General features: G+C 55.8%; 16 protein-coding genes. 9 read left to right on the top strand and 7 right to left on the bottom strand.

Going from position 1 to position 13,317, the window contains the following annotated elements; translation table 11 throughout:
- The first annotated feature begins 20 nt into the window (after window positions 1-20).
- Window positions 21-794 carry an alpha/beta hydrolase gene (locus tag LA5095_RS10925; RefSeq protein ID WP_055114832.1) on the top strand — a complete coding sequence of 258 codons (774 nt, stop codon included), beginning with the start codon at window positions 21-23 and terminating at the stop codon, window positions 792-794.
- 9 nt (window positions 795-803) lie between these two features.
- Here the strand turns inward: LA5095_RS10925 and LA5095_RS10920 are convergent, their stop codons facing one another.
- Window positions 804-1,445 carry a DNA-3-methyladenine glycosylase family protein gene (locus LA5095_RS10920; protein WP_055114830.1) on the bottom strand — a complete coding sequence of 214 codons (642 nt, stop codon included), beginning with the start codon at window positions 1,443-1,445 and terminating at the stop codon, window positions 804-806.
- A gap of 107 nt (window positions 1,446-1,552) precedes the next feature.
- Here LA5095_RS10920 and gluQRS point away from each other — a divergent pair, with 107 nt between their 5' ends.
- Window positions 1,553-2,437: a tRNA glutamyl-Q(34) synthetase GluQRS gene (gluQRS, locus tag LA5095_RS10915; RefSeq protein ID WP_055115597.1), complete on the top strand. Its 885-nt coding sequence runs from the start codon at window positions 1,553-1,555 to the stop codon at window positions 2,435-2,437.
- A 17-nt stretch (window positions 2,438-2,454) separates the two neighbouring features.
- On the opposite strand, the gene LA5095_RS10910 is transcribed toward gluQRS, so the two are convergent.
- Window positions 2,455-3,429, bottom strand: a complete 975-nt coding sequence (locus LA5095_RS10910) for an AEC family transporter (protein WP_055114828.1) — start codon at window positions 3,427-3,429, stop codon at window positions 2,455-2,457.
- A gap of 213 nt (window positions 3,430-3,642) precedes the next feature.
- On the opposite strand from LA5095_RS10910, the gene LA5095_RS10905 reads away from it, so the two are divergent.
- Entirely contained in the window at window positions 3,643-4,803 is a 1,161-nt protein-coding gene (locus LA5095_RS10905; RefSeq protein WP_055115596.1) for a hybrid sensor histidine kinase/response regulator, read from the top strand.
- An 84-nt stretch (window positions 4,804-4,887) separates the two neighbouring features.
- Here LA5095_RS10905 and LA5095_RS10900 read toward each other — a convergent pair whose 3' ends face one another.
- Entirely contained in the window at window positions 4,888-5,544 is a 657-nt protein-coding gene (locus LA5095_RS10900) for a 2-hydroxychromene-2-carboxylate isomerase (RefSeq protein ID WP_082442491.1), read from the bottom strand.
- A 109-nt stretch (window positions 5,545-5,653) separates the two neighbouring features.
- Between LA5095_RS10900 and LA5095_RS10895 the strand changes: the two genes are divergently transcribed.
- Complete coding sequence (locus LA5095_RS10895) at window positions 5,654-6,511, top strand: phosphatase PAP2 family protein (protein ID WP_055114826.1); 858 nt, start codon at window positions 5,654-5,656, stop codon at window positions 6,509-6,511.
- A gap of 36 nt (window positions 6,512-6,547) precedes the next feature.
- Here LA5095_RS10895 and LA5095_RS10890 read toward each other — a convergent pair whose 3' ends face one another.
- Window positions 6,548-6,838: a hypothetical protein gene (locus LA5095_RS10890; RefSeq protein WP_055114824.1), complete on the bottom strand. Its 291-nt coding sequence runs from the start codon at window positions 6,836-6,838 to the stop codon at window positions 6,548-6,550.
- A 107-nt stretch (window positions 6,839-6,945) separates the two neighbouring features.
- A complete protein-coding gene (locus LA5095_RS10885) occupies window positions 6,946-7,395 on the bottom strand; it encodes a low molecular weight protein-tyrosine-phosphatase (RefSeq protein ID WP_055114820.1) in 450 nt (149 codons plus the stop codon).
- 156 nt (window positions 7,396-7,551) lie between these two features.
- Here LA5095_RS10885 and LA5095_RS10880 point away from each other — a divergent pair, with 156 nt between their 5' ends.
- The gene (locus tag LA5095_RS10880; RefSeq protein ID WP_055115592.1) at window positions 7,552-7,848 is read left to right on the top strand and encodes a 4a-hydroxytetrahydrobiopterin dehydratase; all 297 of its coding nucleotides are present in this window, start codon (window positions 7,552-7,554) and stop codon (window positions 7,846-7,848) included.
- Between the two features lie 20 nt (window positions 7,849-7,868).
- Here LA5095_RS10880 and LA5095_RS10875 read toward each other — a convergent pair whose 3' ends face one another.
- Window positions 7,869-8,096 carry a sulfurtransferase TusA family protein gene (locus LA5095_RS10875; RefSeq protein ID WP_029062655.1) on the bottom strand — a complete coding sequence of 76 codons (228 nt, stop codon included), beginning with the start codon at window positions 8,094-8,096 and terminating at the stop codon, window positions 7,869-7,871.
- A 189-nt stretch (window positions 8,097-8,285) separates the two neighbouring features.
- Here LA5095_RS10875 and LA5095_RS10870 point away from each other — a divergent pair, with 189 nt between their 5' ends.
- From LA5095_RS10870 to LA5095_RS10855, 4 genes are all read left to right on the top strand, one after another.
- On the top strand, window positions 8,286-9,095 hold the full coding sequence (locus LA5095_RS10870) for a substrate-binding periplasmic protein (protein WP_055114818.1): 810 nt from the start codon (window positions 8,286-8,288) through the stop codon (window positions 9,093-9,095).
- Between the two features lie 117 nt (window positions 9,096-9,212).
- Window positions 9,213-9,764: a DUF924 family protein gene (locus tag LA5095_RS10865; protein WP_055115590.1), complete on the top strand. Its 552-nt coding sequence runs from the start codon at window positions 9,213-9,215 to the stop codon at window positions 9,762-9,764.
- 433 nt (window positions 9,765-10,197) lie between these two features.
- Complete coding sequence (locus tag LA5095_RS10860) at window positions 10,198-10,536, top strand: P-II family nitrogen regulator (RefSeq protein WP_082442488.1); 339 nt, start codon at window positions 10,198-10,200, stop codon at window positions 10,534-10,536.
- A gap of 20 nt (window positions 10,537-10,556) precedes the next feature.
- Complete coding sequence (locus LA5095_RS10855) at window positions 10,557-11,894, top strand: ammonium transporter (protein ID WP_055114813.1); 1,338 nt, start codon at window positions 10,557-10,559, stop codon at window positions 11,892-11,894.
- A gap of 116 nt (window positions 11,895-12,010) precedes the next feature.
- Here LA5095_RS10855 and LA5095_RS10850 read toward each other — a convergent pair whose 3' ends face one another.
- Window positions 12,011-13,126, bottom strand: coding sequence for a methyl-accepting chemotaxis protein (locus LA5095_RS10850; RefSeq protein WP_158510365.1), 1,116 nt, complete (start codon window positions 13,124-13,126; stop codon window positions 12,011-12,013).
- Window positions 13,127-13,317: the final 191 nt, after the last annotated feature.

Genomic DNA, 13,317 nt, shown 5'->3' with positions numbered 1-13,317 from the left:
GAGTGAATGAGAGCCTTAGTATGGGTGTGCAGGAACCGCAATTCATCCAGGTCGGAAAAAGAGACAAGACGCGCAGTATTGCTGTGAACGTCGTTTCCGGCAAGGACCCGACACTGCTCTGGTTGTCCGGGTTCAAATCCGACATGACCGGCACCAAGGCCGAGGCTGTTGCGGAGTACGGGCGAAGCAGGGATCAGGCAGTGGTTCGCTTCGATTATTCCGGTCACGGCCGTTCCGGCGGCGACTTCGAGAATGCTTGCGTTTCCGACTGGCTGGAAGAGGCGGAAGCCGTCTTCGACAGGTTTTGCAAGCGGGACACCATCCTCATAGGATCGTCGATGGGCGGCTGGATTTCACTCCTGCTGGCGTTGAGCCGGAAGCCAACCGGCAGAATCAAGGGGCTCGTTCTGATCGCGCCGGCCGTTGACTTCACTGAAGAACTGATGTGGAAACAGCGCTTTACCGATGAGATTCGTGAGGCGATCCAACAGGATGGGCGCTGGTCGCAACCATCGGATTACGCCGACGAGCTTTACGTCATAACCGGAAAGCTGATCGAGGATGGCCGTAGTCACCTGCTCCTTGACCGGGACATTCATCTCGGTGTCCCGGTCACGATCATTCAGGGCGCACAGGATCCGGACGTCCCGGCAAGTCACGCGCAACGTCTGGTCGAGGCGCTTCCGCGAGAGGATGTGACCTTCAGCCTGGTTCCCGACGGAGATCACAGGCTGTCCCGGCCACAGGATATCGAATTGCTCCTGCGTTCGATCGGGGAAATGTCGGGAGACTGAATGGGAACCTCAGACCGGCAAGGTTTCCCGGCCCTGTTTCAGCACCCGATACCACGCCCAGAAGAGCCTTGCGGCGATGGCCCGGTTCGGCGCCCATCGCAAGGCGATGTCATCGAGCTCCTTCGGGGTCGGCTTTTCATCAAGACCGAACGCGTCGCGCACCGCTATTTGCAACGCAAGATCGCCGCTTGGAAATATGTCGGGGTGACCGGCGCAAAACAAGAGGAATATATCAGCGCTCCAGCGTCCGATACCCTTGATCGCGCATAGTTGCGCGTGTGCCTCGTCGGCGGGGCTCTCAGTAAGCCTGGCCAGGTCCAGCCCATTTTCACAGGCGGCTCCGACGGCGCGAAGGGTTCTGACCTTCGGACGGGACAAACCCGCACCGGCCAGGTCTTCGTCACTGAAGGATGCCAATGCTTCAGCCGTCAAGGGAGTGACGAGCGTTTGAACCCGTTGAAAGATCGCTGTGGCGCTGGCAACAGAAACCTGCTGGGCCGTGATGATCTGCGCCAATCCTGCAAAGTTTGCCGCGCGTCTGCGCAATGGCAGTTCGCCCGCTTTGCCCGCGATCGGTTTCAGGCGGGGATCATTAGCGATCAATTCCCTCAAACCTGCCTGAACATCGTCTTTCGTTGCAATCGGTTTCATCGTGTCACTCAAGTTTTCTGCTCTTGCACCGCCGGCCGGGAATGGTAGTTATACCGACGGTCATGGTTCATGACCTCGCCTGCGTCAACCCGGTCCCGTCTCTTCAAATGTCAAAGCCCGTCTTCCGATTTGCGCCGTCGCCAAATGGCCATCTGCATATCGGTCACGCGCTTTCCGCATTGTTGAATGTCCGCGCTGCCGTGGCCTTCAATGGCCGCTTTCTGGTGCGGGTTGAGGATATTGACCAGACGCGATGCACACGGCAGCTGGAAAACGACATGTTCGAGGACCTCGCATGGCTTGGCCTGCCGCTGGAAGGACCGTTCCTGCGGCAATCGGAAGTCTTTCCCGAGTACCGTGCGTCCCTTGAACGACTGCAGGATATGGGGCTCGTGTACGCAGCCTATCTGACAAGAGCGGAAATCCGGCGTTTCGTGTCGGATTATGAAGCAACTGGAAAGGCATGGCCGAAAGATCCGGACGGGGCGCCCCTCTATCCGGGTGACAGCACGGTGCTTTCACCCGAAGAGGTGCAGACCCGCAAGGAGAGTGATGAGACCTTCGCTCTCCGGCTCGACATGAAAAAGGCGCTGAGCCGGGTCGGAGAAGATCTGACCTGGGAGGAGGCCGGAGCAGAAGGGCCGTCCCTGTTTCAGCCTTCACGGCAGGTTCCTGTCGATGCGGCTGCGTGGGGAGATGTCGTTTTGGCGCGCAAGGACACGCCCACAAGCTATCATCTGTCCGTTGTCGTCGATGATGCCCGGCAAGGGATTACGGACATACTGCGCGGCGAGGACCTCTATCACGCGACAAGCGTTCACAGGGTTCTTCAGGAACTGCTTGGCCTGCCACAGGCCCGCTACCGGCACCACCGGCTTGTTCTTGGACCGGATGGCCGCAAGCTTTCGAAATCCAGCCAGGATACAAGCCTGAGATCGTTGCGTGCGGCCGGAATGACTCACGCGGAACTTCGCAAGCGCATTGGTCTTTGAACGTTTCGGACTTTCCGCTAGCCGAGTTCGGGCCCGAACCACAAACCCAGGAACCAGATCCACAAGCTCGTGGTCACGATGGCGCTCAGGGTGGTCATCGTAATCGCATTGGCCGACATTGCATGGCCAGTGCCGTAGCGGTTTGCGAAAATGTAGGCATTCACACCCGTAGGACATCCTGCTGCAAGCGTGGCGGCGGCGATCCATAAAGGCGGCAACTGAAACAGGAAAGTGCCGGCCAGAAAAACAACTGCTGGCATGACGAATATCTTGATCGTTCCAAGAAGAAAGCCGGGCAAGACGTTTCCGCGAAGACCGTATTGAACAAGGCTCATGCCGAGCGAGAGCAGGGCAAGCGGAAGGGCCGTTGCCGCTATCCGGTCCAGGATGTCTTCGCCGATGTCCGGGATCGACAGGCCCGTTTGCCGCCAGGCAAATGCAAGGGTGATTGTGACGATCAGCGGATTGGCGATCACTTTCCGGCCGGCGTTCAGAAAGAGCCTGCCGATCGGCGGGCTGGCTTCACCACTGTCGATGGCTGCAGTCCGTTCCATTGCAATCGCCATGACGACGGTCATGGTTGCCAGATGAATCGAGATGATCAAAAGTACGGGGATCAGGCCCTTGTCTCCATAGACGGCCGAGACAACGGGCATTCCAACCAGCAACAGGTTGGCGTAGGACGCGGAAATGCCACCGATGGCGCCAGCCCGGGCTTCCCTGCCGAAACCTTTTCGGATGACCAGCGTTCCGAGGATCCAGGCTGCGCCTACTCCGAGAAAGTAACTTGCCCAAAGCGAGAGCGGAAATCCACCCGAGAGGTCGGCGTGGATCAGGGAGCGGAAGACGAGAACCGGTAACGCGACTATGAACACGAATTGGCCGAGTGCGTCGCCGATGGCCTGATCGAGAACCTGAAATCGCGCAAGGCAGTAACCGATACCGATCAGCAGGAAAACCGGTGCGACGATTGATAGGGTTTGTGCAAGCATCTGTAGTCGTGCCGGGATCTGAAGCGAAATCTGGACGGGTTGGGATCAAGACCGTGAAGTCAAATTGCGGTTGGCAATTGTTTTTAGGGGATTGGATCGCACGCCGCCAGCCTTCAAAGTGAAAAGGATAGAGGACGATGCGCTTTGCCGTCTAACTGGCAGAGGCAGCCGGGTATGTTCGATTGCCTCGTCCATCAGGAGGAAATGCGCCCAATGAAGGATCGTGAACAGGACAACGTCAGCCTCGCACTGTTGGCTCATGACCTCAGAACACCGCTATCCGCGATGCGGCTTACTGCCGAACTGATCGGCAACGGACCGCTCAACGAAGATCAGACTGAGAAACTGTCGATCCTCATAAAGTCGATCGATGCCTTGACGGCCCTAACCGGAGAACTGGTGGCAACGACTGATGCGGAGCCCGGGTCCGGGCCCGTCTTTCAGCGTGTTTCCGATGTTGTTCAGGACTGCGCGGACCTTTTCCGGGTTGCGGCGGAGGAAAAGCGCCTTGACTTCGAGGTCCGGATCGAGGACCGGGCAAGCGGTATTGAGACCGGACATCCCGCTGAATTGCGCCGGGTCGTCGCTGCCCTGTTGGACAATGCCGTGAAATATACCGAAGAAGGCGCCGTCCGGATCTGCGTTGATCAGGTCGGAAACTCGGATTCAGGCGGATCTGATGCTGGCGGCCAGGATTGGGTCTTGATTTCCGTTGTCGATACCGGACCTGGAATCGGCGCCGAGGAGGCAGCCCATCTTTTCCAGCCATTCAGGCGTGGTCGACATGGCCTTGCCGCCGGTCCGGGGGCCGGACTTGGATTGTGGGGCGCCGATCGACTGTTGCACGCGCTTGGAGGTGAACTCGTGCTGGTCGATTCCAATATGGAAGGATGCAGGTTTGATATCCGCCTTCCTCTCAACAAGCGGAAGAAGGTGCCAACTTCCGAGGCGCGCATGGACCGGGGCTCACCGGAACTGGAACACTCTGTTGCGGTCAAGACCCATGTCCTGATCGTGGACGACAATGATACGAATTGCAGGTTGCTTTCCACACTTCTGGAATCCTTTGGATGCAGTTACGAGGTCGCGAAGTCAGGGGATCAGGCGCTCTCGCTTGTGAAAAGCAACTGCTACGACGTGGTCCTGATGGATCTGAACATGCCTGGCAAGAACGGAATTGAAACCGCCAGGGAAATCAGAGCGGTTCCCGGTGCCGCGCTGCTGCCGCTTGTCGCGGTCAGTGCGGCTCTTGAAACGGTTGGCGAGGGCGAGTTGCGTGAAGCCGGATTTTTGGAGACCGTTTCCAAACCGATATTGCCCGCGGATCTTTATGCCGTTCTGGAACGGTCAATGCGGCGCACTGGTGCGGATTGATATGGAACTGTCTGCCAGGAAGTCATCACATGACCTGGAGGGACGGCGGGTCCGGCATCAAAAAGGTCCAATGCCCGTCCAGCCTCAAGACTGGGCAGCCTTTTCCAGGGCCTGCTCCATCCGATCGTCACCCCAGTAGAGGTCTCCGTTTTCCAGGACGAAACTGGGTGCACCGAAGATCCCGAGCCGTTCAGCTTCCGAAACCGCTGCTCTCAGTCCAATCTTGGTTCCGGATGATCTCGACTCCTCGAGCGCCTTTTTGACCGGGGCACCGGCTTCGAACAGAAGATCCACCATCAGACCTTCGTCCGAAATGTCCAGACCTTGACCGAATTGCGCCACATAGACTGCTCGCGTAAAAGCTCCGATCCAGGGCTGCTGACGACCGCCATAGGCTATTCTGGACGCAAGCAGGCTGTGCTGGGGAAACGGAACGGGCATTGTGAACGGCAAGCCGTATCGTTCGCATTGCCTTTCCATGTCCCGCCACATGTATCGACCCTTTGCCAGATACAGGTTGAACGGAGACGTGTCCCATCCCTGCTTCTTGAATATGGGTCCAAGCAGAAACGGGCGCCACGCAATGGCGACATTGCTGTCACTTGCCAGTGTCTGCACACGCATTGCCGAAAGATAGCTGTAGGTCGAAGCGAACTCATACCAGAATTGCACAACAGGCCGCGGGTCAGGTCGCAGCGAGACTATTTTTGAATCTGCAGACTGATTGGACTGGCGGCTCATTGACACCTTGTGATACTCCGCAATCGCCTTTGTCTGAATCTTTCGGGGATTGGACGGGCGCGGCAGATACGTTAGATCATGAGTTCTCTAGTTGGTCTGAAAAACAAAAATGAAACAAACCGATCCTCTCAAGAATAGCCCGACGTCCGGCCTTCGCAAGTTGATAGGCTCTTGTCTCGCACGCCCTATGATTGCGGTCGGGTTGTATGTCTGTGCAGTATCGCTGTTTTTCCTGATTTTTCCAAATGTCGATTTTTGGGCAAGCGGACTTTTTTATTCCGAGATATCCGGGTTCTGGGCCAGCAATGAGCCATTTCTGCGCAAGGTCAGGCATCTGGGGCCGTTTCTTGTGCGCGTGATCGCCGTGACATGCGTCGCGGTGCTCGTTCTGAAACTCCTCGTACCCGGCCGGCCACCGATCATGCCGTTGCGCCAGCCGGTCTTTCTCTTGTCGACACTCATTCTTGGACCCGGCATTCTCGTCAATGCGATCCTGAAGGACAACTGGGGGCGGCCGAGACCGCGATATGTCGAGGAGTTCGGCGGCGATCTGCCTTATCAGCCCGTCTGGAAAATCACGGACTACTGCGACAGCAATTGTTCATTCGTCTCCGGCGAGGCCTCGGCGGCCATCTGGCTGACGTCCATTGCCTTTCTCGTTCCTGCAAACTGGCGCAAGGCAGCCCTCGCCTTCCTTCTGCCGCTTTGCCTGGTCCTGTCTGTCAACAGGGTCGCATTTGGCGGGCACTTCTTTTCAGATACGCTGATTTCCTGGGGGGTGACGCTGCTGTTGATACTTGCCGTCCATCATTTGCTCTACCAGCGGGTACCACCTGTTGTCAGCGACCGGAAGCTGGATGAATGGTTCACGGTAAAGGGGCGGCGCCTGCAACGGCGCGTGCATCGCCTGGTGCTGCGCGCCCGCGCTATGCTGCGCTCTCTCGTCCGCAAAATTTCAGACACCTAGCTTTCAGATAGCATTTCGCGGCGTAATTCACGGGGTTCAGGTCCGGTTTTCCGGATTGTGCGGATGCCTTGTGTCGCGTGGACGCGTCCTTTTCAGGATACGGGCGAAGCGGAGTGGGGATCTGTTTTCCACCCAGGAGATTGCATTGTTCAACGGGGGTGTCTCGCGGCGACGCTTGCGAAGATGTCGGGCAGCGGTGCGGCTTGTCCCGACAATGACGATCAGACCCAGCGCGAGCAGGGGCACGCCGGTTGGAATAGGAAGCCAGACCGTCGCCAGTCCAAGCAAAATCAAAACGGCGGCCAGTGACCACCAAAAGATTTTCATTTTTGTGCCGAGCTCAAAAAAACCTGAACGCCATACATACCGTGGGCAGCAAGAAGGATTTATGAAAAGGACATGTCAAAATCTGGCAGTCGTGTTCCACCTTGCGATCAGACAATACTGTCCAGAAATTCGACACAGCCTGACCGAATGAGACTGAACACGTCCTCGAAGCCTTCCGGACCGCCGAAAAACGGATCGGGCACATCCATTGGGGGAGTGTTCAGCAACAGGCGAATTTCCGCGCTGGGCCGGCCGCTCATCGTTGCCAGCGTTTTGAGGTTGTTGCCGTCCATTGCAAGAATTGCGTCGAAGGTTTCAAAATCCGACTTGCGGACCTTGCGAGCACGTTGAGCCGAAATGTCGATGCCATGTCTGAATGCGATCTCGATTGACCGCTGATCCGGCGGATTGCCAACATGCCAGGGACCGGTTCCCGCTGAATCCACTTTGAACTGGGGGGCAAGCCCCGCATTGCCGATCAGGTCCTTGAATATCCCCTCGGCCAGCGGAGACCGGCATATGTTTCCAAGGCAGACAAACAAGACATTCCGGGTCAATTCGCTCTCCGCCGTTCAAACTTAGGACACCGTGCTGCCAGACCAGGGCAAATGCAATCCCGTAATTCAGGGTTTGTCGTCGCCTTCGCGCTGTCACCCATCTACAGTAACAACGCCTTCGGAGTCTTTGGGGGTTTCGAATCACAGGAGGATCAGATGGTTGAGCGACTGAAACCGGAAGACCGGGCCGCAGGTCTCAATTCATTGCCGGATTGGCATTTGTGCGAAGGACGGGAGGCAATCTTCAAATCCTTCAAGTTCAGGGATTTTCGGGAAGCGTTCGGCTTCATGACGCAGGTTGCGCTCGTTGCCGAGAAAATGAACCATCATCCCGAGTGGTCAAACGTCTACCGGACAGTTGATATCACGCTCGCAACCCACGACGTCGGCGGCCTGAGCGACCTGGACCTGGAACTGGCCCACGAAATCAATCGTATTGCGTCACCTGCCTGATCTTTCGTTGACGCACATGGTCAGCCACCCTTTGACAACAGGAAACGGTGACCGAAATCGGTGCGTTCGCGCGAGAGAAGTGCGTGACCGTTTTCCTGGCAGAAATGGGGAATGTCTATTTCAGCCATAGGGTCGGTTGTGAGGACGACCAGATGGTCTCCCTCCGCTAGCCGGGTCATGGCCTTTCGAGTTTTGAGCGCCGGGAGGGGACATTTCAGTCCCTTCAAATCAAGTGTGGTTTCAGACACCAAGGATTTTCCATTAACTCTATGCTATATTACTTCAGGCCAAGTTATTTCAGATACGTATCATTTTCCAATCATTCAATCGGATTTAATGGTTCGCGACTAGAAAAAGTCTGATCGAATTTTTGAAGAGCCTGGGGATCCGGATATTGAATCCGTCAGGCGTAAACTGTTTGGCCTTTGGGGGCTCTAGTGAGCGTTGGGCGTTGGACAAAGCTGGTTGCGGTGACCTGGACTCTTCTGATTTCAGTGGCGCCGGTTCGGTCCGAACCAACTGAAATTCAAATCGTAACGCAAAGCTTTGCACCTCTCCAATGGGACAATGACGGCAATCCGGACGGCTATGTGACGAATTTCATGTTGACCGTGTTCGAAAGGGTCGGCGAGCGACATCAGGTGACAGTGGGGTCGTTTGAATTCATGCCCTGGAAAAGGGCGATGCTGACTGCCCAGACGACTCCGGGCGTCATGCTTTTTTCCCTGTCGCGCACGCCGGACCGCGAAGACAAATTCCTGTGGCTTGGAGAAGTTTCACCTTACGGCCAGTATCTCTACCAACTCGGAACAAAACCAAAGATCGATGTTGAAACGATCGCGGACCTGAAAGACCACGATGTGAAAATCGGTGTCCAGGATGGTGGAAACATGCACCACTATCTGACGGAATTGGGCCTTGAAAAGTCCGGAAACCTTGTGCCGATTACCGATTACAAACAGGGGATAGAGATGCTTTATCTGGAAAGGATCGATCTTCTGCCACTCACGGGATTTCTTGCTGAAGCTTCCGCCTGCAAGCAGGGATATGACGGGTCCCTGCTGCAACCCGTCGTGTTCATAGAGGACCTGGCCAAACCGTTATGGGCCGTCTTCAGCAGGGGAACCGATCCGGCACTGACCGAGGCTGTTCGGGAGGAAATGTCCGTCTTGAAGAAAAGCGGTTATCTGGACGAAATCACCGAATTGCACAGCGCCAAGTGGCAGAAACTCGCCTGTGGAGACTAGTTGCAAGCCAGCGGCCCTGTCCCTGTCCTCAATTGAACAGAACAAAGAACTTGCTCATCAAGTTTCCGCGTGGTGGGAATAAGCAGTGCGATCAACAGCCCGAACGGAAAATTTACAATGAGCGACAAGACGATAACGCCGTTGGATGTGCTTGATTTCTGGTGGCAGGCAGGACCTTCAAAGTGGTTTTCCGGCGACGCCAAATTTGACGTCAAGTGCCGTGACCGGTTCCAGAATGCTCTTGAAGCTGCAAAGACCGGTGCATTGGATCACTGGCGCGAGACCGCGGACGGGAGCCTTGCACTGCTGCTTCTGCTTGATCAGATGTCCCGGAACATCTACCGCGGAACTCCGGAAGCGTTTTCTTCGGATCCGATGGCAGTCTCCGTTGCAACGGAAGCGATGGAAAAAGGCTTTGACCGCGCCTTTCCGAAGGAAGCAAGAGGGTTCTTTTATCTGCCGTTCGAACATTCGGAAGACATGGCGCACCAGGAAAAGGCCGTCGATCTGGGCAGGCTGCTTGGTGACAAGGAATTCTATCACTACGCCCTGATCCACATGGATGTTATCCGCCGTTTTGGCCGTTTTCCTCATCGCAACAAGATCCTTGGCCGGGAGTCGACGCCAGACGAAGATGCCTTTCTCAAGGACGGTGGCTTCTCCGCCTGACAATGCGTCGCCGAATAGTTGCCTGATTGATCGGACCCGGTTACCGCCGAATTGCCGGGCCCGCAGATCCAGGGGATCCCGGGCCCGTTTTTTGCCCATTCCCAGTTTGCATAAAAATTAATCAACGTGATTTTTGCTGGTTATTTTTTAATCAGACCATCTGCCTGCAAATTCAGCGAACACACATGGGCAGCTTCCCTGACTCACTGTTTCTCTCATCAACTATCTGAAAAATAACAACTTTGTTTTCGCTATCGCAAAGTTGGCACGGTCCTTGATTATCAAGTCCCGACGCCCGTCCGGTTTTTCAGACCATGGCGTGCCAGCGACCTGAAACATCCTTCCAGAGGGGACAATAAACAGGCCAGGCACCGGGACGGGCTGCAAGGTTCCTTCGCAGGGAAGGGGCGAAAGAAGGGGAATGGTACGAGCAATGAAAACAGTGATGGCCATCATAAAGCCGTTCAAGCTCGACGAAGTGCGCGATGCCCTGACAAGCATCGGCATCCAGGGACTGACGGTGACCGAAGTAAAAGGCTATGGCCGCCAAAAGGGGCACACCGAAATCTACCGCGGTACGGAATATGCCGTGAGCTTCCTGCCGAAGCTGAAAATCGAAGTCGCAGTCGATACCTCAGCTGTCGAGAAGGTAGTCGACGTCATCTCCGGCGCGGCCAAAACAGGTCAGATCGGAGACGGGAAAATATTCGTTCATACGATCGATCAGGCTGTGCGCATTCGCACCGGCGAAACAGACGCCGAAGCTCTGTGATTTAGGTAAGGAAACGTATTATGAAAAGTATCGCTGCTAAGTGCGCGACAGCGCTTGCCGTGTTGAGCCTGTCGGCTCTCCCGGTATTGGCTCAGGACGCGACGGCTGCACCGGAAACTCCGGCCGTTTCTCCGGAAGTCGCCTACATCTTCAACACGCTCTTGTTCCTCATTGGCGGCTTTCTCGTCATGTGGATGGCGGCAGGCTTCGCCATGCTGGAGGCAGGTCTTGTCCGTTCCAAGAACGTTTCGATGCAATGCCTGAAGAACATCACACTCTATTCCATCGCGGGCATCATGTTCTGGGTCACCGGCTATAACCTGATGTACACCGGTGTCGACGGCGGTTTCATCGGGTCGCTCGGTCCGTACTCTTTTGATCCTGTCGGCGGTGATGCGCTCGATACAGGCTATTCCACCGCTTCCGACTGGTTCTTCCAGATGGTCTTCGTGGCCGCGACTGCCTCTATCGTATCGGGAACAGTTGCAGAGCGCGTAAAGCTGTGGCCCTTCCTGATCTTCACAGCGATCCTGACCGGTTTTCTCTACCCGATTTCCGGTTCCTGGCAATGGGGTGCCGGATGGTTGTCCGAGATGGGTTTTTCCGATTTTGCCGGATCCACGATCGTTCACTCCGTCGGTGGCTGGGCTGCGCTCTCCGGTGCCATCATTCTAGGTGCGCGTAAAGGCAAATATGGTGCGGATGGCACTGTTCATCCATTCCCGGGTTCATCCATGCCGCTCGCAACGCTTGGTACGTTCATCCTCTGGCTCGGCTGGTTCGGCTTTAACGGTGCTTCGCAGCTTGCAATGGGCTCCATCAGCGATGTGACCGATGTTTCACGCATCTTCGCCAATACCAACATGGCGGCTGCTGCCGGCGTAGTGGTTGCCGTCATCATGACCCAACTGCTTTACAAGAAAGTCGATGTTACCATGGCGCTGAACGGCGCACTCGCAGGCCTGGTTTCGATCACGGCAGAACCGCTTGCTCCGAGCATGTGGGCAACGCTCTTCATCGGTGGTGTCGGCGGTGCGATTGTTGTCCTTGCCGTTCCGGTGCTCGACAAGTTCAAGATCGACGATGTTGTTGGCGCTATCCCGGTTCACTTGCTGGCCGGTATCTGGGGAACCCTGATTGTTCCGTTGACGAATGGCGATGCATCCTACGGCACGCAGATCACCGGGATCGCTGCCTATGGTGCCTTCACCTTCGTGGCCAGCGGTATCGTCTGGTATGTCCTCAAGGTTACCATCGGCATACGGGTATCCGACGAAGAAGAAGCGCTTGGTCTCGACAAAGTCGAAATCGGTGTGGAGGCCTATCCGGAATTCGGAACGGGATCCCAGCGTCTTTGAGCCTTTCAGGACGCTGAATTCAAATCTCCCAGGCGGTCTATTGGCTCGGACCGCTAACTGGAAACCCGGGGGCGACCCCGGGTTTTTTTTGGGGCGCATGGAGGTACGAACGCCATTCAGGCCGGCTGTTGCAGTCGTTCGGCGACTTCCTGAACCGTTTCGGAAGCGCGCTGCGCGAGTTCGATGTTCCGGGCCGAGCCCTTGATAGCGTTTTCAGTGTCCTGACGGATCTTGTGAAGGTTCGTCGAAACTTCATCAAGTGCCATCGTTCTGTCAGTCATTTGTTTCGATGTTGCCTCGTTGCGACAAGTCAGATCGCTCAGGTAATGCTCAACTGATGAAATCTGTTCGAGACTGTTTGCACTTTGCGTATCGGAAAGCTGCAGTTTTTCTCTTGCGGTTTCGACAAGCTGGCGCGTTTCGGCAAGCGATCGCGTCATTTCCGAAAGGATCGTCGCAATCGATTCAACTGCCTTCTCGGTCGACCCGGCGAGTACTTTGACCTCGCCCGCTACGACAGCAAAACCCTTGCCGGCATCTCCGGCACGGGCCGCCTCGATTGTGGCGTTGAGAGCAAGGAGATTGGTTTGCGCGGAGATCGACGAAATTTCCTGCGCGAGGGTTTCGATGTCGTTGAACTTGTGGGTGAGGTCGCTCGTTGCCGTGTTCAGATGGCCGATCAATTCCGCGGCACCGATACAGGTCTGTGAAATTGACTGGATACCTTCGCGGGCTTCGGTAATCTTGCCCCCTGCATTGACAAGATCTTGCGTACAGCTTTGCGCCTGGGTCCCGACGGAATGGAGATCCTCCTGGATCTGTTCCGCGGTGGATATCAAGTCAGCAAGAAAGTCCGCCCGTTCCTTGCTCGCCGTGTTTACGGCCCGGGCGTTCTCGCCTATCTGGGAAACGACTGCCCAGGCTTCTTTGAGCTGTTCGATGTCGACATCGGTGGGCAAATCCCGATCATTGCCAGGGGAGACGTGGATTTCGTCCGTACTATTTCGAGGTTCGCTTTCATGATCAGTCGCTTCCTGCCCGGTCTTGTTTGCCGGATCCCTGGTTTTCAGTGTCAGATAGGCACTGACAAGCGAAACCAGAAACGGCACTACCGTTGAAAGAAGCGCCTGCCAAACAACCAGTTCGGCATTTCCGAAGATGGCATCCACCTGATTGATAATTGTCAGTATCGACCCGACGACAATCGCCGTTATCAAGGCTCGCTTGAACATTTGATTCAGCCTTCTCCTCGCAGCGGCAGCATGATCGGATAACATGGTTAATAGTGTGAAAACCGGTCGATCATCTTCCATTGTTATCGAGTGCATTGAGGCACCGATGCGTGAGGGAATCGTCGACGCATAAGAAGTGTTCAATTGATTATTTTTTATGCGACTTAAACATAACCATATGCAGGCAAGAT

This window comes from Roseibium album (assembly GCF_001404515.1).
Taxonomy (GTDB): Bacteria; Pseudomonadota; Alphaproteobacteria; order Rhizobiales; family Stappiaceae; genus Roseibium; species Roseibium album.
Note: the sequence above shows the minus strand (reverse complement) of the source record. Positions and strands in the feature narration are given on the sequence as shown.

Coding starts and splice junctions, on each gene's coding strand:
- LA5095_RS10905 (WP_055115596.1), top strand. CDS start 3,643: ATGAAGGATCGTGAACAGGACAACGTCAGCCTCGCACTGTTGGCTCAT.
- LA5095_RS10880 (WP_055115592.1), top strand. CDS start 7,552: ATGGTTGAGCGACTGAAACCGGAAGACCGGGCCGCAGGTCTCAATTCA.
- LA5095_RS10910 (WP_055114828.1), bottom strand. CDS start 3,429: ATGCTTGCACAAACCCTATCAATCGTCGCACCGGTTTTCCTGCTGATC.
- LA5095_RS10920 (WP_055114830.1), bottom strand. CDS start 1,445: ATGAAACCGATTGCAACGAAAGACGATGTTCAGGCAGGTTTGAGGGAA.
- LA5095_RS10855 (WP_055114813.1), top strand. CDS start 10,557: ATGAAAAGTATCGCTGCTAAGTGCGCGACAGCGCTTGCCGTGTTGAGC.
- LA5095_RS10895 (WP_055114826.1), top strand. CDS start 5,654: ATGAAACAAACCGATCCTCTCAAGAATAGCCCGACGTCCGGCCTTCGC.
- LA5095_RS10925 (WP_055114832.1), top strand. CDS start 21: ATGGGTGTGCAGGAACCGCAATTCATCCAGGTCGGAAAAAGAGACAAG.
- LA5095_RS10900 (WP_082442491.1), bottom strand. CDS start 5,544: ATGAGCCGCCAGTCCAATCAGTCTGCAGATTCAAAAATAGTCTCGCTG.
- LA5095_RS10890 (WP_055114824.1), bottom strand. CDS start 6,838: ATGAAAATCTTTTGGTGGTCACTGGCCGCCGTTTTGATTTTGCTTGGA.
- gluQRS (WP_055115597.1), top strand. CDS start 1,553: ATGTCAAAGCCCGTCTTCCGATTTGCGCCGTCGCCAAATGGCCATCTG.
- LA5095_RS10850 (WP_158510365.1), bottom strand. CDS start 13,126: ATGTTCAAGCGAGCCTTGATAACGGCGATTGTCGTCGGGTCGATACTG.
- LA5095_RS10860 (WP_082442488.1), top strand. CDS start 10,198: ATGAAAACAGTGATGGCCATCATAAAGCCGTTCAAGCTCGACGAAGTG.
- LA5095_RS10865 (WP_055115590.1), top strand. CDS start 9,213: ATGAGCGACAAGACGATAACGCCGTTGGATGTGCTTGATTTCTGGTGG.